Below are 20,667 nucleotides of genomic sequence, written 5' to 3'. Positions count from 1 at the left end.
CCGAGTTTGTGTCTAAGATCCGGGCCCCGCACTCCCGCTGCTGCGCACGCAGCCCGCCGATTTCGCCGACCCCCAGCGACAGCGGCTTTGCCGTGCCGCCCTCCTGCATCATCGGCGAGTTGCGGCGCGACACGGCCTCGTCGAGCTTGAGCTTCTCGTTGAGATAGGAATGCCGGATCGGCTCCAAGTCATAGATGCCCGAGATCGCCATGCCGGCCCGGACATGGGCGTTCGACAGCGCCATCGACGTCAGATGTCCGCCGGCCGACCAGCCTGACACGACGATGCCGTCGGAAGCCGCGCCGAGCGCGGGCAACTGCCCGCCAAGAAAATCGATGCCGGCGTGAATCTCGGCGACGATGTCATCGAGCGTCGCATCCGGCGCCAGCGTGTAGCCGATCAAGGCGACATTGATACCATGTGCCATCGGCCCCTCGGCAAAGATCGTGAACACCTCCTTGGCGCGGGTCTGCCAATAGCCGCCATGGATGAACAGCAGCGTCGGCGCGCCATCGCGTGCCCTCAGGAAATCGATCCGGTTGCGCTCACGCGGGCCGTATCGGAGGTCGAGATGCTCGGCGTGCTGCTGCCGCATCACCGCGGAGCGCTGTTCCCAGCCGGCGGCCATCTCGGCGCTGCCCTTGACGGCCACGCCGTTGTTCAGACCGAGGTCGCGCTCCTGCTGGCTCATCGCGCGCCAGTCCAGCGCGGAAAACAACGCTGCCATCCCTGCCTCTTCCGTTCTCATCGCATTGCCACGACGGCAGGAAATGTTCTACAGCACAACGAAAGAGAAGACATAGGAGCAACGGCGCATGGCTGATCAGGGCTTGGTGAAGGAAACGGCGTGTGCCGTCGTCGAGAAGCTGAAAGCCGGCGACGTCACGCCGCTCGAATTGCTCGACGTGCTGGAAAAGCGCATCGCCGAGGTTGACGGCAAGGTCAACGCGCTGCCGATCTTGTGCTTCGACCGCGCCCGCACCCATGCCAAGGCGCTGATGCAGAAGCCGGTCAGCGCGCGCGGTCTGCTCGCGGGCCTTCCTGTTCCGATCAAGGACCTCACCGCCGTCTCCGGCGTGCTGACCACGCTGGGCTCACCGATCTTCAAGGACAACATCCCGGCGAAGTCGGATATCCTGGTCGAACAACTCGAACAGAGCGGCGGCGTGATCTACGCCAAGTCGAACACGCCGGAATTCGGCGCCGGGGCCAACACCTTCAACGAGGTGTTCGGTCCGACCCGCAATCCATGGGACACGTCGCGCTCGGCCGCGGGCTCCTCCGGCGGCGCCGCGGCCGCGCTCGCCAGCGGCACCGCGTGGCTCGCGCACGGCTCCGACATGGGTGGCAGCCTGCGCAACCCGGCGAGCTTCTGCGGCATCGTCGGCCTGCGGCCCTCGATCGGCCGCGTCGCACATACGCCGAAATTCGGCGTCGACCGTACCCTCGGCGTGCAGGGACCGATGGCGCGCAATGTCGAGGACCTTGCGCTGCTGCTCGACGCGATGAGCGGCGAGCATGCCGCCGATCCGCTGTCGCTGCCCGCGCTGCCGACGTCGTTCCTGTCGGCGACACGCTCCGGCAAGAAGCCGAAGCGCATCGCATACTCGCCCGATCTCGGAATCACGCCCGTCGATCCCGAGGTCAAGGCGGTGACCCGCAAGGCCGCCGAGCGCTTCGCGGAGGCCGGCGCGATCGTCGAGGAGGCGCATCCCGACTTCAGCGAGGCCCATGAATGCTTCCACGTGCTGCGCGCGTTCGATTTCGCGATCAGCAAGGCCGAGCTGCTGCGCACCAAGCGAGACCTGCTGAAGCCCGAGGTGATCTGGAACATCGAGGAAGGGCTGAAGCTCACGGTCGAGAAACTCGAGCGCGCCGAGGCGCAGCGCGTCGCGATGACGCAGCGTGCGCTCGAATTCTTCGAGCGATACGATCTGCTGCTGGCGCCCGCGACCATCGTGCCGCCATTCCCGGTCGAGAATCGCTACGTCGCCGAATGCGACGGCAAAAAGTTCGATAACTATGTCGAATGGCTCGGCATCGTCTATGCGATTACGCTGGCTTGCTGCCCGGCGCTGTCGCTGCCCTGCGGCTTCACCGCGTCGGGCCTGCCGATCGGCCTGCAGATGATCGCCAAGCCGCGCGCCGAGGCGCAGCTTCTGGCCGGCGCGAAAGTGCTGGAGGATATTCTGGGCGTGCGCGGCACCACCCCGATCGATCCGCGGCCGCCGCGATAAGGCGCGCCTTACGCGTTGTCTTCCGTCGCCTTGAGCGCGACGGTGAGTGCGAGCTTGGTCTGCTCGACGATCTCGTCCATCAGCTCCTCGCGGCTGATCTGGGCGACCTCGCCGGTGAGCAGGCCCTGCTCGGCGAGCATCACGATGCCATGCAGCCCGGCCCAGATCTTCAGCGCCTGCCGCTCGCGCAACAGGCCGACGGCCGGCGCCTCGAACGACTCGATCAGCAGCGCCAGCGTTTCCATCGCCGCGACGTGCAGCTCGCTGCCGACAGGCGCGCAGGCCATGGTTCTGGACGCGAACATCAAGCGGTAGATGCCGTGGCGCTCGAGCCCGAAGGCCAGCGCGGCCTGGGCAAAGCGCGACAGTTTCGAGCCCTTGCCGGGCTGCTCGATCGCCTCGCGCATGATCACGTTGAACTGCCGGAACGCTTCCGCGGTCACCGCCTCCAGTAGCGCCTCGCGGTCGGCGAAATGCCGGTACGGCGCCGGCTGCGAGACGCCGAGCTGCTTGGCCAGCGCCTTGATGCTGATCGCTTCGGGACCACCGAGCTCGACCTCGCGTAACGCCGCCTGAATCAGGGCTTCGCGGAGGTCGCCATGGTGGTAGGTTTTCAACGGCTTACGAACGATTTGTCCCATTGCGGCAATGATTGCTCGAGCGTGATGCCCATCCAGAGGACAGGATAGCGAAATCAAAGGCTTACGTCACCCCTTCGAACGGGGGATGCGACATCCGCAATGCCGGTGGCGGCGACCTGCCGGATCCTCCGGCCATAGCCACGAAGCTTGCCTCGTTCGCCCCGGGGCAATCTTCAAGGCCGGACGCGACCGGTCGGTCCCCCGGTTTCCTGATCCACTGGATGATTGACCTCCGCGCCCACCACCATCCGTGAGCTGCAACTCCGGCCTGCCGCGCCCACATGTACAGGCACCGCTTCACTTCTTCTTGCCGCGCCTGCGGCGGCAAGCAGCCGAACTGAGCTCGATTTGCGCAAGATGAAGCTCAACTGTTGGCTGCATACTTGGCGAAGTAAACCGAATAGGGCCGCAAAATGTTTACCACTCCCGCAAATCACCTTTGAGGTTGTGAACGATCTCACTAAGGAACGACCGCAACGGGTCTAGCATGCTGGTTGCAAGGATCGAGAATACCACTGCACAAGTCGCATCCGTTCCGAAGCCAGTATTGGGCAAGGAAGGAAGGCATGCAAGACAAACGGTTCGATCAATATTTCTAGTTTTCCAATGCATCTTGATGCCGGCGCAAACTGCGACCGCAATTATTAATCCTGGGAACTTCCCAAACTTGCTCATCGTGCGACCCGCGCCTTCGAATGGAAGTATCGCGTGACCGCGAATTGACGGATGAGCAGCTACCAATGGCTGAACTCGATTTTTCGGTATCCCTCCATCTGGAGAGATCCCGCGCAACTTTCATACGGCGAGGCGGTTTCACAAATTCTCTGAGCGCCGTCGATCGCCGCAACCCAAGCGGAGTATCATTATGGTGACGCCAGTTGGACCGCTTTTCGCAGTCGGCAATCAGGTCGTGACGAAATCTGGGTGGCGTATCAGCTACTGGGTCGATGCGCACAACCAGCAACTGCAGGCAGCTGGGCAAGCGCCGGTGTATTACTGGCTGCCCGAGCAGGTCAATCTCGCGCGGAAGCCCAACGGCGACTACAAGTTCAGCATGATCCACTTCGCCGGCGTGCGATCGAGCGGCACCACCGTCGGCGAAACCAGTTCCGACAACGAAGTGGCAGGCGGGCTGATCAATTTCGCGACGACTGCGGCGCCGCCGGACAACGTGCTGGCCGATGCCCATGCGGCGCTGATCGATCAGGTTCGCAGCCATGACAATCCGCTGTGGCGATACACCTCGAATCAGAAGCCCTGGTTCACTTTCATTCCCATCGTCAGCAATCAGTGCGTGCTCTCCAACACCTTGCCGGGCGACAGCCGTGGCATTCCGGCCGTGATGTCGAGCAAGAGCCCAATCGCAGGAGCGCCACCGACGATCGGGCTCAACCGCTCCTATCTGCCGGCGGGAGTCATGCCCCGCACGGTGCCGCAGAGCTATCGCGGCACGAACATCGACCCGATGTTCGTGAAGCTGTCAGGGCAAGGCCCCGGCACCATCGATCCAGGCGCGGAGAAGGCTTACAGCGCGCTGCTCGGCAGCATCCCGGCGGCGGTTGCCTATAGCGGCTTTCATAATCTCGGCACCGGCGTGATGAACGTGACGCAGAACATGATGGTCCGGGTGGTCAGTCCCCTGATGACGATCGATATCACCGGTCATTGGTCGAGAATCCAGGATCACTTCTCAGGTGCCGGACACGCCGGCGGTCTGTTCTGGAGTGCCGACATTCAAGCCCAATACGACAGCCTCCGCGAATCCGGCGACATCGAGGTCCACACATTCGTCGACCAGTCGCTGCCTGGGGCAGACAAGCTGCAAGAATATATGGACAAGCGGAGCGACTTGATCTTCCAGAAGTTCATGGACCTGGCGAAGCAGGTGATCTTCGACCCGGCACCATTCAACGAGCAACCGGCACAGGCCAGTGGCGGCTTCCTCGGCTTCGGTGGCGGCGCCGCGTTCAAACTGCGCGAGCAGCGCACCAACCTCGATCTGGAGTATCACGAGACCAAGGAAATCGCCTACCTGCAGAACTATCAGGTCGGCGGCACGCTCGACGGCGTAGCGGATGAAATCCGGGCCAATCCCGCCAAGGACAAGGTCTACTTCCTAACGGTCGATATCGGCGACTGGGACCGCAAGGTCGCGCGCGTCTTCAAGCCGGTGGTGAACTGGCCGGATCCGACGCAGAAGTGGGTCGGTGAACCCGTGGCATTCCTGTCCTGTCAGGTTGGCTATCCCAACGCCGACGGCGCCCTGCAATGGGATGGACACGTATTCAGTCCGTCCGATGGACCGGACGCCCATTTCGATACCGCGACGTTCATGAAGCAGAAGAGCGACGTTGCCCATCCGCCGGCGGGCTGGGAGCCGGACAAGATGTTCCTGAAGCGGCAGATTCACTTTACCGAGCCGCCGAGCGAATTCGAGAATCCATATGCCCGCGTGCAGGTCGAGAAGGACATCGTCGATCTCGATCCAAGCCCGCTCGGAACGCCCGACAACACAATCGCGGTTGAAGTCCGCGTCGAGGAAGCCGGCACGCTCTCGGTCGGGCCGATCCTGCTTGGCGCCAATCTGACCGACGACACCCAATACGTCGAAGTGACGATGCAGGCGCTGGGCAAGCGCGACGACGGCAATGACCGGGATCCGGTCAAGTTCACCTTCAAGTTCGCGGATCAAAACACGCCGCGCTACTGGCTGGTTTACACCGGGCAGAAGAATTTCGTGCCGAAGTTTCAATATTCGGTTCGCGTCGTGGTCAAAGGCACGCTGTTCACCCACGGACAGGAATGGTCGACGACCACTCCGATCTCGACGGGCGGCAGCGGCGGGCTGATGGTGACGGTACCGACGCCGGATGATCCCAACGTCACGAAGAAGGATGTCCCGTTGTCTGCGATTGCCTCAACGACAACTGGACAAGGTGCGCCGGCAACGCCGCCGCCCTCGACCGGTCACGTCGTACCTCCGCCCAGTACGTTGAAACCAACGGCGCCTCCGCCGACCGGCAAGGGCGCGCCCGGTGCCGGCGGCTATGGCGAAGTCGGCGGCTGGGCGGCGTCCCCCGGAGATGGCGGCGCATCGAAGGGTGCACCGGCCCCAAAGGACGAGGTTGTGTTCTCGAGCTTCGAACCAGCCTAGTCAGGCGGAGCAGCCATGTCTGCCCTTGGACCATACATCGCGCCGAGCACGACATCCGGCTGGAGCAGGCTTGATCTGCCGGGTCCAGCCTCGGTCCAGGTGCGGCGTACGAGAGATGGTTACGACCATCTCTCGGGCAAGCCGCGGGTGGCGCGCGACATCGCCGGCCGCCCGCGGGTGGCGTTGACATTGGTGCTGTCGCGCATGCCGACGCTCGACGACGCCTCCATCGCACCGCTGGTGACATGCGGTTCGCTGTCGCTGGTGATTGCGTTCGAGACCCCCGAACAGGACATCGCGGCCCTCGCCTCGCGGCTGGACGCACCATGCCGGAAGCTGTTCGTCCGTGCCGGCCGGTGCTCGCTGCGTGACAGTCGCGCATTCTATGCCGGCACCGACCTGTTCGGAACGCTGGTCGAGGGCACCATCGCCACGTCCCTGCCGCCGGAAGCCGCGCTCGACGTGCTCTACGCGTTCGACCGACGGGCATCGCGGCTTCGACTTGTGACCGAGATCGTCGACGGTCCACCGATTGACGATTTGTCGCTCGACCTCATGCTTGGCGGGATTCTCGATGGCCTGGATCGCAACCTTTATTTGTCTCTGCTGGTCGTGAACGCCGACGGCACCGCGAACCGTGTGCCGCCGTTGCGGAAGAACCTGTCGGGCGGTGAAACGGCATTGCGGGCGGCGCCGGCGGCGGTGCCGCTTGTTGCAATGAACAACCGGCTCACCTCCCTGCCGTTCGCGATGACAGCAAGCCACATCGCGCAGCCTTCGGCGGCCGCGCTGATCTCGGGCGGCGCTACGAGCCAGGGCATCGCTCTCAATGCGCACGCACATACGTTCATCGGCAACGATATGTACGTGCTGCCGCTGCACCTTGATGATACCCAGTCTCCTACCCAGAACTACCCGGTGGTGTCCGATGTCGCCGCGCATTGGTGGCCCGATGCGCTCGACCCGAAGGCCGGCTGGTATGCATCGACCTTCACATTGGTGAAGCCGGCGGCCAGCGACAATGCCGCGAACGCGGCGTTCTCCTTTGTGCTGGCAAAAACCGGCTCGGTGCTTGGCTCGGACGGCACCGCAAGAACCGGATTGACAGCAACCGTGCGGCTCACCGTCAAGGCCGCGATGACGCCAGAGACGGCCGCCGCCGCCGCGGCCAATCCGGATCGCAAGCTGCAAGCGGTTCCGTTGCAAAATCTGTCATGCGCGTTGCAGATTCCGTATCGCCGTGCGGGCACCAGCGAGATTCAATCCCAGCGATTTCCCGGGACGGTGTCCCAGACCGGCGACCAGATCACGATCACCGTCGCGTTGCTCGACGACTGGGTGCGGCTGACCTATGCGTCACTGGCATTTCCCGGGACCGGCGAGCCGCCGCGCGTCGTCGTCTCCTACGCTTTCACCTCCTACCAGTACATCTTTGACAGCCCCCAGTCGTCCCACGTGATCGGGGGCGGCCTCGTCCACCAGATTGCCAAGGTGGCCACCGTCAACGATCTGCCGGCGCAGGTGCGCGGACCAACGCTGGTCAGGCAGGACCTGAAGATCGTCAGTGCGTCTGGTTCGGTGCAGTTCGACCGCGAGAGCCCTTCGATTGTCGGACGGGCACCGGCGACACCGGCCGTCTCGCACCTTGCGGTCACGCCAATACCGCCTGCGGACATTCAGCCGCATCTTATCCCGGCAACAATCACTCCGCACCGGACGCTGGTGACGCGTTCGATGGTACGCGAGGAGACCACCGACGCTTCGCTGCCGTGCGGCAGCTACGGGAACTTCTATCTCCAGCGCAATGACGCCGGGGTTGCAACAGCGATCGGCTGCCAGGATTCCCTAAAGCTCGGCGAAACCGCGCTGAAGGCATTCGATGAAGTCACCACGTTGCGTGATCCGGCGTTCCGCGTGTTTCGCTCGCTGCAACAGCCAGGACGCTTCATGGTCGCGCCGACCGCGTACCGGATCGGGCGGTTCGGCGACGGAAGCGGCGGCAAGGCCTTCCGACCGATGATCATGCTGTATGGCCTGCTCGATGTCGATCCGGCGAACAATCGGTACGCCTTGACCACGACACTGATTCCGGACGTCTCTCCCGGGGCGTTGCTGCAGCTCGGCGCGAAGCTTGTCGCCCTGACGCCGTCGGGCAGCACGCCGACGATCGTCTATCCGACGGATCCGTTCGTCGCGGCCACGGTCGGCTATTCGTGGGCGTTACCCGCCGAATTGGGCACGCCGCAAGCAGTCACCGTACTCGACGCCATCACCATTACCCTCAGCCTGCCGCTGGCCAATGCCGCGCTCCTTACCGCCGTGCTCGATCGCAGCGGCATTCAGGGCGGCGTTACCTTCACGCTGCCGGACGGCAGCAGCGTCAACGCCGCGCTGATCGTCGACAGCAATGTGGTTGGACCTCCCGAATCCGGCCCGGTGACTGGGGCACTGCAAGGCGACACCGCGACACTCACCAATCGCACACAGCAGGCCATGAACGTCACGGACCTGGTCACGTCGACGGCAAGCGGGACAAGCCAGGTTGTGGCCGTAAACACCACGCTTGCGCCAGGGACAACCGTTACCGCGAAAGTTGATCCGGCGACCACGCGAGCGTTCGCCAACGCCACCGCGGTCGCTGCGACGTCGATCGAGGAGCTTGACGTGTTCGTCGAAGACGTCACCAGCACCGTGACGTTCATCAATCAGCTCAACTTTTCCAACCATCAGCTGACTGCACTTGCCGTCCAGGCACGCCTCGAGGGAAACAGCCACATCGAGACTATCAGTCTGGCTGAAGCCAGCACGGCCGACGCTTCGTTTACGCTGCCGATCAACGACTATCTGGCACATCAGACACTGCAGTTCGCGCTGGTCGAGACCCGCGCAAGCGGCACGCTCACGACCGCCTGGCGCAATTGGGACCTTAACAAGGGCAGCGTTATCGGAATTACCGCTGATCTTCTGTAGGAGGAGAATGTTATGAGTCAGGGCTTTTCGCTACATATTGGTCTGAACGGCGTCGATGCATCGAAGTACAACGGCTGGGCGGGCACGCTGGCCGGCTGCATCAACGATGCCAATGCGATGGAGACGATTTGTCAGTCGCAGGGTTTCACGACGCAGAAGCTTCTTGATGGTGAGGCGACCGCCGACGCCATTCTCGGAGCCATCGGCCAGGCTGCCTACAATTTGCAGTCCGGAGATACCTGCGTCATCTCCTATTCCGGTCACGGCGGCCAGGTCCCGGACACGACCGGCGACTCGCCCAATGGTCTTGACGACACCTGGGTGGCTTACGACCGCATGGTCCTCGGACACGAGCTCTACAATCTGTGGGGCCAGTTTGCGGCAAACGTGCGCATCGAGGTCTATTCGGACAGTTGCCACAGCGGCACCGTCATTCGAGAGCTGTTCATCCCGAGCGGCATCCGATGGCCGCAGTCGAAACGCAAAGCAATTCCAATCTTCCCGCAGGGCCGCGGACTACAGAACCTCAAGTCGGTTTACGCGCCAGCTGCAAATACGCGTGCGCGCGGCCCCGCTCCTGACGTTGCGGCGACACAAAAGCGGTCGATTCCTCCCTCTGTCGCACTCGACGTCTTCGAGCGCGACATGCCGATGTACGAAGCCGCGCAATGGACCCGCAAGCGTGGCGAGATTACCGCTTCGGTGATCCTGATCTCCGGCTGTCAAGACAATCAGGAATCGCAGGACGGCCAGAGTAACGGGCTCTTTACCGAAAAACTCCTGTCAGTCTGGAACAGCGGCAATTTCACCGGCTCGCTGCCGCAATTCCATCAAGCGATCTTGGCGCTGATGCCATCCGAACAGACACCGAACTACTTTGCGGTCGGGGTCAACGATGACGTCTTCACCAACTCGAAGCCGCTGACGATCGTGGTCGATCAACGCACCTCGGCGACGGGCCAACCGGCAAAGCCGCCCACCACCCAGCAGGGTCCTGTGGTCACCGGCCCCAACACTTACGATCGTTCGAAAAGCAACGGTCCCGCGTTCAATGTAACGCCCGGCGCCAACGCGTATTATGCATTTGAGATCACGAGCGATCCGAACTGTTTTGGCTATCCGGCACAACGAACCGCCGGCAATTTCTACGCCTCGTGGAACGACCCGCAGGTCAAGTCGCGCTTCACCGGCGCCACATATAACCTCCCACCCTATGCTTGGGCGGCATTACGCAATAACAGTGCGCTTTACTTCCGAATTCTCACCGCGAGCACGTTTGATCTGGGCCGATGGGACAATTACGCGGTCTCGACGGCTGATTCAGACGCGGCATCCGCGCCGACGATCGCCTTGAATGGCGCAATCGCATCACCGCCACTGGTACCGGCATAGCCGCCGACGACCTGCTGCCGCGCGCGGCCACTGAGCGCCGCCTCGCGGCAGGGGGTGCGACCAACCTTGAGAAGACAACGCGCCCGATCGCGGACACCGCTTCCCTCGCCGGGACCGGCGGGGACCCAGGCATCAGCCTCCAGGCACCCAAAAAATCAGTAGTTGCGAAGGTTTTCGTAACCTGCGGCGGGACTGTCGCCCGCTGAATTTTCGCTTGACGGACAACCGCGATAATAATGTAATATGATATAACTTGGCGACCGGTGAAGAGGTCGCCCAAGCAAGCTGGAACTTGCATAAGCTAAAATGAGGAACCCGGCGCGCTCCACCCGTGCGCCAGAGCCGAGGGAGAGTGCTTGCATGTCCAAGCTCAGAATCCGCGTCGACCAGGACAAATGCCAGGGTCACGCCCGCTGCAAATCACTCGCCCCCGAACTGTTCGAGCTCGACGAATACGGCAATGCCCATGAAGTCGGCGACGGGACCGTGCCGGCCGGGCTCGAGGACAAGGCATGGCTCGCACAGACCAACTGCCCGGAAATCGCGATCGAAGTCACCGAGGAATAGCGTCGGCCAAGGGCTGGCCGCGCGCCGCCCGTTGTGCCGACCAACGTTGATCGAACGAGAAGGAAACGAGCCGATGTCCGATTCCCCGTCCGCGAGCTTTCTGCCCGAACATCCCCCGGTCACCGACTGGGTCCATGATTTCGACCACACCGATCCGGTCTGGACCGACGATCCGTTCCCGATCTGGGAGACGCTGCGCGCCGCCTCGCCGGTCGTGCACACCGAGCGTTTCCTCGGCTGCTACATGCCGACCACCTATCAGGCGGTGAAGGAAATCGCCTACGACACCGAGCATTTCTCCTCGCGCCGGGTCATCGTCCGCGACGTCCGCCCCGAAATCTCCGCCCGCGCGCCGCCGATCACCTCCGACCCGCCGGAGCACAAGCCCGCCAAGCAGGTGCTGCTGCCGCCGTTCACGCCGGATGCGATGAAGCGGCTGGAGCCGCGGGTGCGCGCGATCTGCAACGAGCTGATCGATGAATTCATCGCCGATGGCCATTGCGACGCCGCGGCGCGCTACACCAAGCACATCCCGGTCCGCGCCATCGCGCATATGCTCGGAATTCCCGAGAAGGACGGCGACCTCTTCATCAAGTGGATCCATCAGATCCTCGAGCTCGGCATCAAGGACGAGAACGAGATGATGAGCGGCGTGCGCGAGATGACAGGCTACTTCATGGCCCATCTCGAGCAGCGCAAGCTCGCGCCGAGCGACGATCTGATCTCGCAACTGTTGCGGGCCAAGGGCCCCGGCGGCCAGCCGCTGACCGACGAGCACGTGCTCGGCTCGCTGCGGCTGCTCCTGATCGCCGGCATCGACACCACCTGGAGCGCGATCGGCTCCTCGCTGTGGCACCTCGCCAGGACACCCGCCGATCGCGAGCGCCTGATTGCGGAGCCGGCACTGATCCCGACCGCAATCGAGGAATTCCTGCGCGCCTATTCACCGGTGACGATGGCACGCGAGGTGATTAAGGAGACCACGATCTCCGGCTGCCCGGTGAAGGCAGGCAACATGGTACTGTTGTCGTTCCCCGCAGCCAACCGCGACCCCGCCATGTTCCCCGACGCGGACAAGGTGGTGATCGACCGCAAGGAGAACCGCCACGCCGCCTTCGGCCTCGGCATTCACCGCTGCGTCGGTTCCAACCTGGCGCGGATGGAGATGCAGGTCGCGATCGAGGAATGGCTGAAGCGGATCCCGGATTTCCGGCTCGACCCTGCCGGCAAGGTCACCTGGTCGGAAGGCACGGTGCGCGGCCCGCGTCAACTGCCCGTTCTGTTCGGCAAGAACGCCTGAGGAACCGGACAGCAGTTACATCGCACAACCCAATGAGGTAGCTTGCCCCGGAATCGTCCAGAGAATCCGGGGAGGCCAGCCTATGTCCGATCAAACCGCTCAACCCGCGAGCGATCATCTCGACATCCACGACGTCGAGCGGCGGGTGAAGGCGATCTTCATCGGCTCGGTCGGCAATCTCGTCGAGTGGTATGATTTCTACGCCTACACCGCGTTTGCGTTGTACTTCGCGCCGGCGTTCTTCCCGCACAGCGACCCGGTGGTGCAGCAGCTCAATGCCGCCGTGCTGTTTGCCGCGACCTTCCTGATGCGTCCGCTCGGCGGCTGGCTGTTCGGCTTCATTGCCGACCGCTACGGACGGCGGCTGTCGTTGACGCTGTCGGTGGTCTGCATGTGCTTCGGCTCGCTGATCATCGCAGTGACGCCGACCTATGCCAGCATCGGCATTGCAGCCCCCGCGATCCTGACACTCGCCCGCGTCATCGAAGGCCTGAGCCTCGGTGGCGAATACGGCGCAAGCGCCACTTATCTCAGCGAGGTCGCCGATCCCAAGCATCGCGGCTTCTACTCCAGTTTCCAGTACGTCACGCTGATCGGTGGCCAGCTCACCGCGATCATCGTGCTGTTGCTGCTACAGAAGGTGTTCCTGACGCCGGACGAGCTGAAGGCCTGGGGCTGGCGGATTCCCTTCGTGATCGGCGCCATGCTCGCGATCTTCGCAGCGGTGATGCGGCGCGGCCTGCACGAGACCGAGGCATTCGAAGAAGCCAAGAAGGTCTCCAAGCCGACCGGCTCGATCGTCGGCCTCCTGAACTACCCGCGCGAATTGCTGCTGGTGGTCGGTCTCACCGCCGGCGGCACCGCGGCGTTCTACACCTTCACCACCTACATGCAGACTTTCGTGAAACTGTCGGTCGGCCTCACCGAGGACCAGACCACCTTCGTGATCTTCGGCTCTCTGATCTTCGCGACCTTCCTGCAACCGATCTATGGCGCATTGTCCGACCGCATCGGCCGCAAGCCGCTGCTGATCTTCTTCGGCGTCGTCGGCACGCTGGCGACGGTCCCGATCCTGACCGCGCTGAAGGAGACCAAGTCGCCCTTCACTGCCTTCCTGCTGATCTGCGGTGCCTGGATCTTCGTCGCGGGCTACACCTCGATCAATGCGATCGTGAAGGCCGAGTTGTTCCCGACCAATGTCCGCGCGCTCGGCGTCGGCCTGCCCTACGCCATCACCGTGTCGATCTTCGGTGGCACCGCGCCCGCGGTCGCGCTCTATTTCAAGACCATCGGGCACGAGGACTGGTTCTACTATTACCTCAGCGGCATGATTTTCCTGTCGCTCTTGATCTACTCGACCATGCGCGACACCAAGCACGACTCCGCGATGCACCGCCACGAGTGATGGCCTGATGCGATGACCGACGACCAGGAGCCGCCCGAGAGCAAGCTGACGCGCAGCAAGCAGCGCTGGGCGCGCGAAGGCAAATTCCTGACCGGCCGGGTCACCCGGCCGGAGGAGCAGCGTCTGCCGCCGGGCCAGCACCTGACGGCGGACTGGCCGGTGCTCGATCTCGGGATGTTGCCGAACGTCACGCGCGAACGCTGGCGGCTCGACGTCTACGGTGCAGTCGAGCAGACGATATACTGGGACTGGCCGCAATTCATGGCGCAGCCGCAGACCCAGTTCGTCTCGGACATTCACTGCGTCACGACCTGGTCGCGCTATGACAACCAGTGGGAGGGGCTTGCCACAAGCGACCTGCTCGCCGCCTGCCAGCCGCGCGAGGATGCGCGGTTCGTCGTGCTGCATTCGTATGACGGCTATACGACGAACCTGCCGCTCGAGGATTTTGCCGCCGAGGACGCGCTGCTCGCCCATAGCTGGTCCGGCACGCCGCTCGAGCAGGAGCACGGCGGCCCGGTGCGGCTGGTGGTGCCGCATCTGTATTTCTGGAAGAGCGCAAAATGGCTGCAGCGCATCGAGTTCGTGACAGAAGATGCGCCGGGCTTCTGGGAGGTGCGCGGCTATCACAATCGCGGTGATCCCTGGGCCGAACAGCGCTATTCTGGCGACTGACTTTCCTCACCTCTCCCATGGGGAGAGGTCGGCGCGAAGCGCCGGGTGAGGGGTCGCGGTCCCCCGATGGAGCGTAACCCCTCACCCGAATTTCTCGCTATGCTCGAAATTCGACCTCTCCCATGGGGAGAGGTGTAGAACCATCCGGAGCAAAAGATGCCGCACGAACGCTTTCAATTCACCGGTGTCGACGGCCATCAGCTTGCCGCCGCGCTTGATACGCCCGACGGCCCGATCAAGGCCTATGCGCTGTTCGCGCACTGCTTCACCTGCGGCAAGGACGTGCTGGCGGCCAAGCGCATCGCGGTCGCGCTGGCCGCGAAGGGCATCGCCACGCTGCGCTTCGACTTCACCGGCCTCGGCTCCAGCGAGGGCGATTTCGCCAACTCGACCTTCTCGTCGAACGTCGCCGATCTCGTCCGTGCCGCCGACCATTTGCGCGAGACGCGCAAGGCACCAGCGATCCTGATCGGCCACAGCCTGGGCGGCGCCGCAATCCTCGCGGCCGCCGGCCGGATTCCCGAGGCGAAGGCGGTCGCCACCATCGCCGCGCCGTCCGACCCCGTTCATGTCACACATTTCTTCAAGGACCGGATCGAGGACATCCGCGCGCAGGGTGAAGGCGAAGTGTCGCTTGCCGGCCGCCCATTCCGCATCAAGCGCGAATTCCTCGACGACGTCGCCGAGCAGAATCTGATGGCGCAGGTCAAGCAGCTGCACAAGGCGCTGCTGGTCATGCACTCGCCGACCGACGACACCGTCGGCATCGACAACGCCACCAACATCTTCATCGCGGCCAAGCACCCGAAGAGCTTCGTGTCGCTCGCGGGCGCGGATCATCTCCTGAGCGGCAAGCAGGATGCCGCCTATGTCGCCGACGTGATCGGCGCCTGGGCCGAGCGTTATGTCGATCTCGCGCCGCAGCCCGCAGCGGACGCCGGCGGCGCGCCGCGCAACGTCGTGGTGCAGGAGACCCGCAACGGCAAATTCCAGCAGATCGTCACCACCGGTCCGCACCGGTTGATCGCCGACGAACCGGTCAGCGTCGGCGGCGATGACACCGGCCCCGGGCCGTACGATTTCCTGCTCACCGGGCTCGGCGCCTGCACCTCGATGACGATGCGCATGTATGCCGACCGCAAGTCGCTGCCGGTCGATCGCATCACCGTGACGCTCCAACACAACAAGATCCATGCGAAGGATTGCGAGGAGTGCGAGACGCGCGAGGGCATGCTCGACCAGATCGACCGCGTCATCAGGATCGAGGGCAACCTCGACGCCGACCAGCGCAAGCGGCTGATGGAGATCGCCGACAAATGCCCGGTGCACAAGACGCTGACCTCGGAGGTGCGGATCGTCACCAAGGCCGCGGAGTGAGCCCGCGACGCAGCGAGACGGGCCGAGCCGGCGCAGCATGTCAGCGGCATTCCCTCTCCCGTTTGCGGGCCATCGCAAGGGCGCGCTGACAAATATCGAAAACAACCCCATGCAAAGTAGCCGGCGGTCGCCCGCGCTCGACAAGGCCACTTGACACGTCGGGCAACTCAGCAATATTCTTCTAATATTCCGAAATCTCGCAAGCGCCCCTCGCCGTCTACCCGCGCGCCGCGCGCTTGCCGGACAGGCAGTTCGCCATGGTCCGCACCGCGGCGCCGATCTCGTTTTCGCGCCAGGCGGCGAAGCCGAGCAACAGGCCGTGGTCGCGCGGCCGCTGCAGCGCGAGGCTCGACAGCGCGCGCACCTCGACGCCGGCCGCCACCAACCGCGAGACTGCATTCTGGTCCGCGGCGCCATCCCTGAAACGGGCGATCAGCTGCATCCCGCCCGGCGGGACCTCGGCGGTGAGCACCGGCGCGAGGTGCCGCGTCAGCGCCGCGGCGAGGTGGTCGCGGCGCGCGCGGTAGATCCGCCGCATTCGCCTGACATGCGCGAGGAAATGCCCGTCGGCCATGAAGTCGGTCAGTGCCTCCTGGACGTGGACGGACGCGATCAGTCCGAGGTGACGCTGCGCGATCTCCATCGTCTGCGCCAATGATGGCGGCACCACCAGATAGCCGATGCGGATATCGGCGGTCATCGCTTTTGCAAACGTGCCGAGATAGAGCACACGTCCCTCGCGATCGAGCCCCTGCAAGGCCGGCATCGGGCGGCTGTCATAGTGAAACTCGCCATCGTAATCGTCCTCGACGATCCAGGTCTTGCCGGGCTCGGCCGCCGCCAACAGCTCGGTGCGGCGCGCAACCGGCATCACCCGTCCGGTCGGATGCTGATGCGAGGGCGTCGTGAAGATGAGCTTGGGCGCGCGTGCCTCACGCATTCGCATCATGCCCCATTGATCGAGCCTGACGCCGACGACGTCAGCGCCGGCCGCGCGAAACGCCGCCGCGGCGCCGGGATAACCGGGATCCTCGGTCCACACCGCATCGCCGGGCGCGACGACGGTCGCGGCGATCAGCGTCAGCGCCGCCTGCGCGGTCGGCAGGATCAGGATCTGATCGGCCTCGGCGTGGACGCCGCGGCTAACCTCGAGGTAGTCGCGCAAGGCTTCGCGCAGGCTCGGCCGGTTGACCACGGTCTGGTCGTTGAAGCGGCGGCGCAGCGCGCTGCGGCGCAGGCAGCGCGCCCAGATCTGGTGCGGAAACTCGCGCGCATCCGCGAGCCCGGAACGGAGCGGCCGGAAGTTCGCCTGGTAGGACAGCGGCCAATCCGTGTCGGAGAGCTGTAAGGCCCAGGGCGACAGCAACCGCCTGCGGGCGGCATCTCGGCGTGGCGCCGGCGCAGCCTTTGCGAACTTCGCCTCGATATCGTCTGACACCACCGGCCGCCGCCGCGCGGCGACGCGCAGATAGCCCTCGGCCGCGAGCTGCTCATAGGCATGCGTCACCGTGTTGCGCGAGACGTCGAGCTCCGCCGAAAGCGTGCGGCTCGACGGCAGCACCGCTCCACTTCTGATCCGGCCGCTCGCCATCAGCGCGCGAAGCTGCTGGGTCAGCTGCGCGGCGAGCCCGGCATCGTCCGACCGCTTCAGGTCGAGCAATTCGGCGAGGATCAATCTGGCTCCTTTGTTCTATCCGATCTGGCTCTTTCGATAGAGCCAGCGCGATCCTATTCACAAGCAGTGCCGCCTGCAAGGATGCCGCCGTGAATCAAACGCTATCCCCCGCCAAAGCCGCCGCCCTGTTCATCGTCGTGGTGCTGGCCTGGGGTATCAACTGGTCGGTCACGAAATCTCTGGTCGAGGCGGTGCCGCCACTGTGGACCGCGTCGATCCGCAGCTGGGTCGCCCTGATCGCGCTGCTGGTGATCCTGCGTGCCAGCGGCAATCTGATCATTCCGCGGATTGCCGATGTCCCGGTCGTGCTCAGCGTCGCGCTGCTGCACATGACGTTCTTCTCGACGCTGGTTGCCGCCGGCCTGCGCTATCTGCCGGCCAGCAAGGGCATCGTGCTGGGCTACACCACCCCATTGTGGGTGGCGCTGGCCGCCGGCGCCACGCGGACCGAACGGCTCGGCATGCTGAAACTCGTCGGGGTCGCGTCGGGGCTCGCCGGCCTCTGCGTGATCCTCAACCCGGCGTCGCTGGACTGGAGCAACCTGCACGTCATCGCCGGCGCCGGCATGATCATCCTCGCCGCGATCTGCTGGGCCGCCAACATCATCTATATCCGCTCGCATCGCTGGATCGCGACGCCGCTGCAGCTGCTGCTGTGGCAGGTGCTGGTCGCGACGCTGGTGCTGACGACGACGGCGCTGGTCACCGAGGGCGTGCCCACGGTGACATGGTCGCCGCACCTCGTGCTGCTGTTCCTCTATTCCGGCTTCATCGGCACCGCGCTGGCCTACTGGGCGATGTCGATGGTCAACAAGAGCCTGCCGGCACTGACGACCTCGCTCGGCACGACGGGAACGCCGATCGTCGGCATCGTGACCGCCGCATTGCTGCTCGGCGAGCCGATCGATCTTTCGCTCGCGATTGCCGCGGCGCTGATCGTCGGCGGCATCGCGCTGAGCGCGCTCGCGGATGCGCCGGCGCGGGCCTGACTTCAGGCGGTTGCAAGCGGCCTGACCCGGAGCGCGCCGCGCAGGCCGGCGGCGGTGCCGAGCATGATGCCGGCGATCGCGATGAAGGAGGACAGCGACAGCGTTGACAGTCCGGTCAGCCCCTGCCCGACCGAGCAGCCGAACGCCATCACGCCGCCCGCGCCCATCAGCGCGGCACCGCTTGCCGAGCGCAGCATGTGTTGCGGCGAGCGGTAGCCTTCGAGCTGGAAGCGCCCGGTGGCAAGCGCCGTGACCAGGCTGCCGGCGAACACGCCGAACACGGTGACGATGCCGAAATTGAGCGTCGAGCCGGTCGACAGCATGACGTATTGCAGCGCGTCGGCGATCGGCGCGATGAAGGTGAGCGACGTCACCGGCACCGGATTGAAATCATCGGCGCCGAGATAGCCGGTCGCGTACCAGCCGCCCGCCACCAGCAGGCCGACGATCAGGCCGGCCGCGATCTGGCCGGGCGATTTGCGGAACGGCGCATGAGCAAAGGCGAAGATGATCAGGATGGCTGATAGCACCGCGGCCGCGACCATCCGCGACGGCACCGCGCCGAGGCCGATGCTCGCCAAGAGCGCCGGTGCCGAATTGGTGACGACGGTCGCCTGCGAAGCCTGAACCATCGCGATCCGCGCCGGCGCGATCAGGCCCTTCAGTGTCATCTCGGCGACAATGCCGAGCACGATCACGACCACGAAGGAACGTAAGTTTCCACGTCCGAGCAGCACCAGCGCCCGCGAACCGCAGCCGTTCGACAGCACCATGCCGTAGCCGAACAGAAGCCCGCCGAAGAACATCACCGGCGCCGAGAACGACGGCTGCAGGTAGATCGACTTGCCGAGATCGACGAGGCCGGCCGCTGCCAGCAGCTGCGAGGCCGCGATTGCGACGCCCATCGCCAGCGCATAGGTGCGCGCCAGCCGGCCGTCGCCCTCCGCCCACCAGCCGCGCAGCCCGCTCATCATGCAGAAGCCGCTGAGCAGCCCGATCGAGCCATAGATCAGGCCGATGATGAGGGCGGCGAGGATGACCGTTGTGGCGGGGTCCATGGAAGAGTCCTCAGGGGTTCGTCATTGCGAGCCAACCGGTCGGCGCGAAGCGCCGCCGGATGACAGGCTCCGCGAAGCAATCCATATCACCACAGCGAAAGAGAATGGATTGCTTCGTCGTTTCACTCCTCGCAATGACGGTGGATTACGGTCGCAATATCACGCGGTCGCGCGACGAGCCTGCCACGGCAACGAACGCCGCTCTGGCCTGTTCCAGCGGATAAATCGCGCTCTGCTTGATCGGAAACGGCTTCAGATGCCCGCCGGCAAAACCCGGTGCAAGCTCGCGCAGCACCGCGCCGGTCGCAACCGACGACAGCGCCAGCGTGTCGATGCCGACATAGGTGTGCTGCCCGCGATAGAATTCGAGGATGTTGAACTGGACGATGCGGTCGACCGCCGCGATCAGGATCTGGCGGCCGCGCAACGCCAGCGACTTGTGCGCGGCCTGGAAATAGGGATCGCCGACCGTGTTGTAGACGATGTCGGCGCCCTTGCCGCCGGTCAGCTCGCGCACGCGCGCCGCAACATCAGTTGTAGAGGCATCGATCACCTCGACTGCCGAATTGCTGTGGCCCTCATAGGGCTCGCTCTTGCGCACCACGCCGATCACGCGCGCACCGTGCCAGCTCGCGATCTGCACCGCGGCTTGCCCGACCTTGCCGTTGACGCCCATGACCAGCACGGTCTCGCCCGCCTTCGTAACGCCCGCGCGGCGCAGGCCTTCCATCGCGGTGACGAAGGGCACGCCGATCCCGGCGGCTTCATCCCAGGAAATGCCGGCGGGTTTCTCCACCACGGCATCGGCCTCGACCACAAGATGCGTGGCGTGGGTGCCGTCGCGGCGGATGCCGAGATCGCCGGATGAGCCGAACACCTCGCGCCCGATCAAGCCCGACGGGCCGTCGATCACGACACCGGCATAGTCGCGGCCCGAGGTCCGCGGGAAGACGGCATAGGGCATCAGCCCGGTTGCGGCTTTGACGTCGGACGGATTGACCGCAGCGGCCTTCACCTCGATCAGGACGTCGTTATCTTTGCGCGAAAGTGGGTGGGTCTCGACAACAGGCGCGACTGCCGCTGCGTTCTCTGCCTTCGCCAGCAGGCGGACGCAACGGGCATCGACGGGATGACGGTTTGCTTGCGGGGCCGGCGGCATGAGCAGTCCAGTCTTGGTCATGAAGCGCGCCGCAAGGCGCGCGGATCGTGGCGGCCAGGCGGCCTCAG

The 20,667-nt window shown here is 64.5% G+C and carries 16 protein-coding genes; 10 read left to right on the top strand and 6 right to left on the bottom strand.

The features are described from left to right. The coding region (locus FNJ47_RS18540) for an alpha/beta hydrolase (RefSeq protein ID WP_235999955.1) at positions 1 to 727 on the bottom strand (727 nt) is incomplete at its 3' end. Positions 728 to 815: 88 nt separating this feature from the next. Between FNJ47_RS18540 and FNJ47_RS18535 the strand changes: the two genes are divergently transcribed. Next, complete coding sequence (locus tag FNJ47_RS18535) at positions 816 to 2,237, top strand: amidase (RefSeq protein ID WP_163155565.1); 1,422 nt, start codon at positions 816 to 818, stop codon at positions 2,235 to 2,237. Positions 2,238 to 2,245: 8 nt separating this feature from the next. Here the strand turns inward: FNJ47_RS18535 and FNJ47_RS18530 are convergent, their stop codons facing one another. After that, positions 2,246 to 2,878: a TetR/AcrR family transcriptional regulator gene (locus tag FNJ47_RS18530; RefSeq protein ID WP_163155563.1), complete on the bottom strand. Its 633-nt coding sequence runs from the start codon at positions 2,876 to 2,878 to the stop codon at positions 2,246 to 2,248. A gap of 910 nt (positions 2,879 to 3,788) precedes the next feature. On the opposite strand from FNJ47_RS18530, the gene FNJ47_RS18525 reads away from it, so the two are divergent. After that, the gene (locus FNJ47_RS18525; protein WP_163155561.1) at positions 3,789 to 6,032 is read left to right on the top strand and encodes a hypothetical protein; all 2,244 of its coding nucleotides are present in this window, start codon (positions 3,789 to 3,791) and stop codon (positions 6,030 to 6,032) included. 119 nt (positions 6,033 to 6,151) lie between these two features. Here FNJ47_RS18525 and FNJ47_RS18520 read toward each other — a convergent pair whose 3' ends face one another. Then, entirely contained in the window at positions 6,152 to 6,328 is a 177-nt protein-coding gene (locus tag FNJ47_RS18520; protein WP_163155559.1) for a hypothetical protein, read from the bottom strand. Positions 6,329 to 6,536: 208 nt separating this feature from the next. Here FNJ47_RS18520 and FNJ47_RS18515 point away from each other — a divergent pair, with 208 nt between their 5' ends. The 7 genes from FNJ47_RS18515 (at position 6,537) to FNJ47_RS18485 (ending at position 15,718) form a co-directional block, all read left to right on the top strand. Continuing rightward, positions 6,537 to 9,002 (top strand): hypothetical protein, encoded by a 2,466-nt coding sequence (locus FNJ47_RS18515; protein WP_163155557.1) that lies wholly within the window; start codon positions 6,537 to 6,539, stop codon positions 9,000 to 9,002. 12 nt (positions 9,003 to 9,014) lie between these two features. Continuing rightward, a complete protein-coding gene (locus tag FNJ47_RS18510; protein ID WP_163155555.1) occupies positions 9,015 to 10,394 on the top strand; it encodes a caspase family protein in 1,380 nt (459 codons plus the stop codon). Positions 10,395 to 10,754: 360 nt separating this feature from the next. Next, a complete protein-coding gene (locus tag FNJ47_RS18505) occupies positions 10,755 to 10,961 on the top strand; it encodes a ferredoxin (RefSeq protein ID WP_016842874.1) in 207 nt (68 codons plus the stop codon). Between the two features lie 73 nt (positions 10,962 to 11,034). After that, on the top strand, positions 11,035 to 12,261 hold the full coding sequence (locus FNJ47_RS18500; protein ID WP_163155553.1) for a cytochrome P450: 1,227 nt from the start codon (positions 11,035 to 11,037) through the stop codon (positions 12,259 to 12,261). An 82-nt stretch (positions 12,262 to 12,343) separates the two neighbouring features. Beyond that, positions 12,344 to 13,666, top strand: coding sequence for an MFS transporter (locus FNJ47_RS18495; protein ID WP_163155551.1), 1,323 nt, complete (start codon positions 12,344 to 12,346; stop codon positions 13,664 to 13,666). Positions 13,667 to 13,678: 12 nt separating this feature from the next. Then, the gene (locus FNJ47_RS18490) at positions 13,679 to 14,341 is read left to right on the top strand and encodes a sulfite oxidase-like oxidoreductase (RefSeq protein ID WP_163155549.1); all 663 of its coding nucleotides are present in this window, start codon (positions 13,679 to 13,681) and stop codon (positions 14,339 to 14,341) included. A 156-nt stretch (positions 14,342 to 14,497) separates the two neighbouring features. After that, the gene (locus tag FNJ47_RS18485; RefSeq protein ID WP_163155547.1) at positions 14,498 to 15,718 is read left to right on the top strand and encodes a bifunctional alpha/beta hydrolase/OsmC family protein; all 1,221 of its coding nucleotides are present in this window, start codon (positions 14,498 to 14,500) and stop codon (positions 15,716 to 15,718) included. 217 nt (positions 15,719 to 15,935) lie between these two features. Here the strand turns inward: FNJ47_RS18485 and pdxR are convergent, their stop codons facing one another. Then, a complete protein-coding gene (pdxR, locus tag FNJ47_RS18480) occupies positions 15,936 to 17,393 on the bottom strand; it encodes a MocR-like pyridoxine biosynthesis transcription factor PdxR (protein ID WP_163155545.1) in 1,458 nt (485 codons plus the stop codon). Positions 17,394 to 17,482: 89 nt separating this feature from the next. On the opposite strand from pdxR, the gene FNJ47_RS18475 reads away from it, so the two are divergent. Then, the gene (locus FNJ47_RS18475; protein ID WP_163155543.1) at positions 17,483 to 18,382 is read left to right on the top strand and encodes an EamA family transporter; all 900 of its coding nucleotides are present in this window, start codon (positions 17,483 to 17,485) and stop codon (positions 18,380 to 18,382) included. 2 nt (positions 18,383 to 18,384) lie between these two features. Here the strand turns inward: FNJ47_RS18475 and FNJ47_RS18470 are convergent, their stop codons facing one another. Both FNJ47_RS18470 and FNJ47_RS18465 read right to left on the bottom strand, forming a co-directional pair. Beyond that, positions 18,385 to 19,440, bottom strand: coding sequence for a YeeE/YedE family protein (locus FNJ47_RS18470; protein WP_163155541.1), 1,056 nt, complete (start codon positions 19,438 to 19,440; stop codon positions 18,385 to 18,387). Positions 19,441 to 19,585: 145 nt separating this feature from the next. Further along, complete coding sequence (locus FNJ47_RS18465; RefSeq protein ID WP_430649392.1) at positions 19,586 to 20,620, bottom strand: quinone oxidoreductase family protein; 1,035 nt, start codon at positions 20,618 to 20,620, stop codon at positions 19,586 to 19,588. Positions 20,621 to 20,667 lie beyond the last annotated feature (47 nt).

The sequence above is a fragment of the Bradyrhizobium uaiense genome, assembly GCF_010811875.1.
Taxonomy (GTDB): domain Bacteria; phylum Pseudomonadota; class Alphaproteobacteria; order Rhizobiales; family Xanthobacteraceae; genus Bradyrhizobium; species Bradyrhizobium uaiense.
Note: the sequence above shows the minus strand (reverse complement) of the source record. Positions and strands in the feature narration are given on the sequence as shown.

What these genes read in the sequence shown, in the direction of transcription:
- FNJ47_RS18465 (WP_430649392.1), bottom strand. Translation starts at nt 20,620, where the DNA reads ATGACCAAGACTGGACTGCTCATGCCGCCGGCCCCGCAAGCAAACCGT.
- FNJ47_RS18520 (WP_163155559.1), bottom strand. Translation starts at nt 6,328, where the DNA reads ATGTCCTGTTCGGGGGTCTCGAACGCAATCACCAGCGACAGCGAACCG.
- FNJ47_RS18470 (WP_163155541.1), bottom strand. Translation starts at nt 19,440, where the DNA reads ATGGACCCCGCCACAACGGTCATCCTCGCCGCCCTCATCATCGGCCTG.
- FNJ47_RS18530 (WP_163155563.1), bottom strand. Translation starts at nt 2,878, where the DNA reads ATGGGACAAATCGTTCGTAAGCCGTTGAAAACCTACCACCATGGCGAC.
- FNJ47_RS18510 (WP_163155555.1), top strand. Translation starts at nt 9,015, where the DNA reads ATGAGTCAGGGCTTTTCGCTACATATTGGTCTGAACGGCGTCGATGCA.
- FNJ47_RS18505 (WP_016842874.1), top strand. Translation starts at nt 10,755, where the DNA reads ATGTCCAAGCTCAGAATCCGCGTCGACCAGGACAAATGCCAGGGTCAC.
- FNJ47_RS18495 (WP_163155551.1), top strand. Translation starts at nt 12,344, where the DNA reads ATGTCCGATCAAACCGCTCAACCCGCGAGCGATCATCTCGACATCCAC.
- FNJ47_RS18500 (WP_163155553.1), top strand. Translation starts at nt 11,035, where the DNA reads ATGTCCGATTCCCCGTCCGCGAGCTTTCTGCCCGAACATCCCCCGGTC.
- FNJ47_RS18485 (WP_163155547.1), top strand. Translation starts at nt 14,498, where the DNA reads ATGCCGCACGAACGCTTTCAATTCACCGGTGTCGACGGCCATCAGCTT.
- FNJ47_RS18490 (WP_163155549.1), top strand. Translation starts at nt 13,679, where the DNA reads ATGACCGACGACCAGGAGCCGCCCGAGAGCAAGCTGACGCGCAGCAAG.
- FNJ47_RS18535 (WP_163155565.1), top strand. Translation starts at nt 816, where the DNA reads ATGGCTGATCAGGGCTTGGTGAAGGAAACGGCGTGTGCCGTCGTCGAG.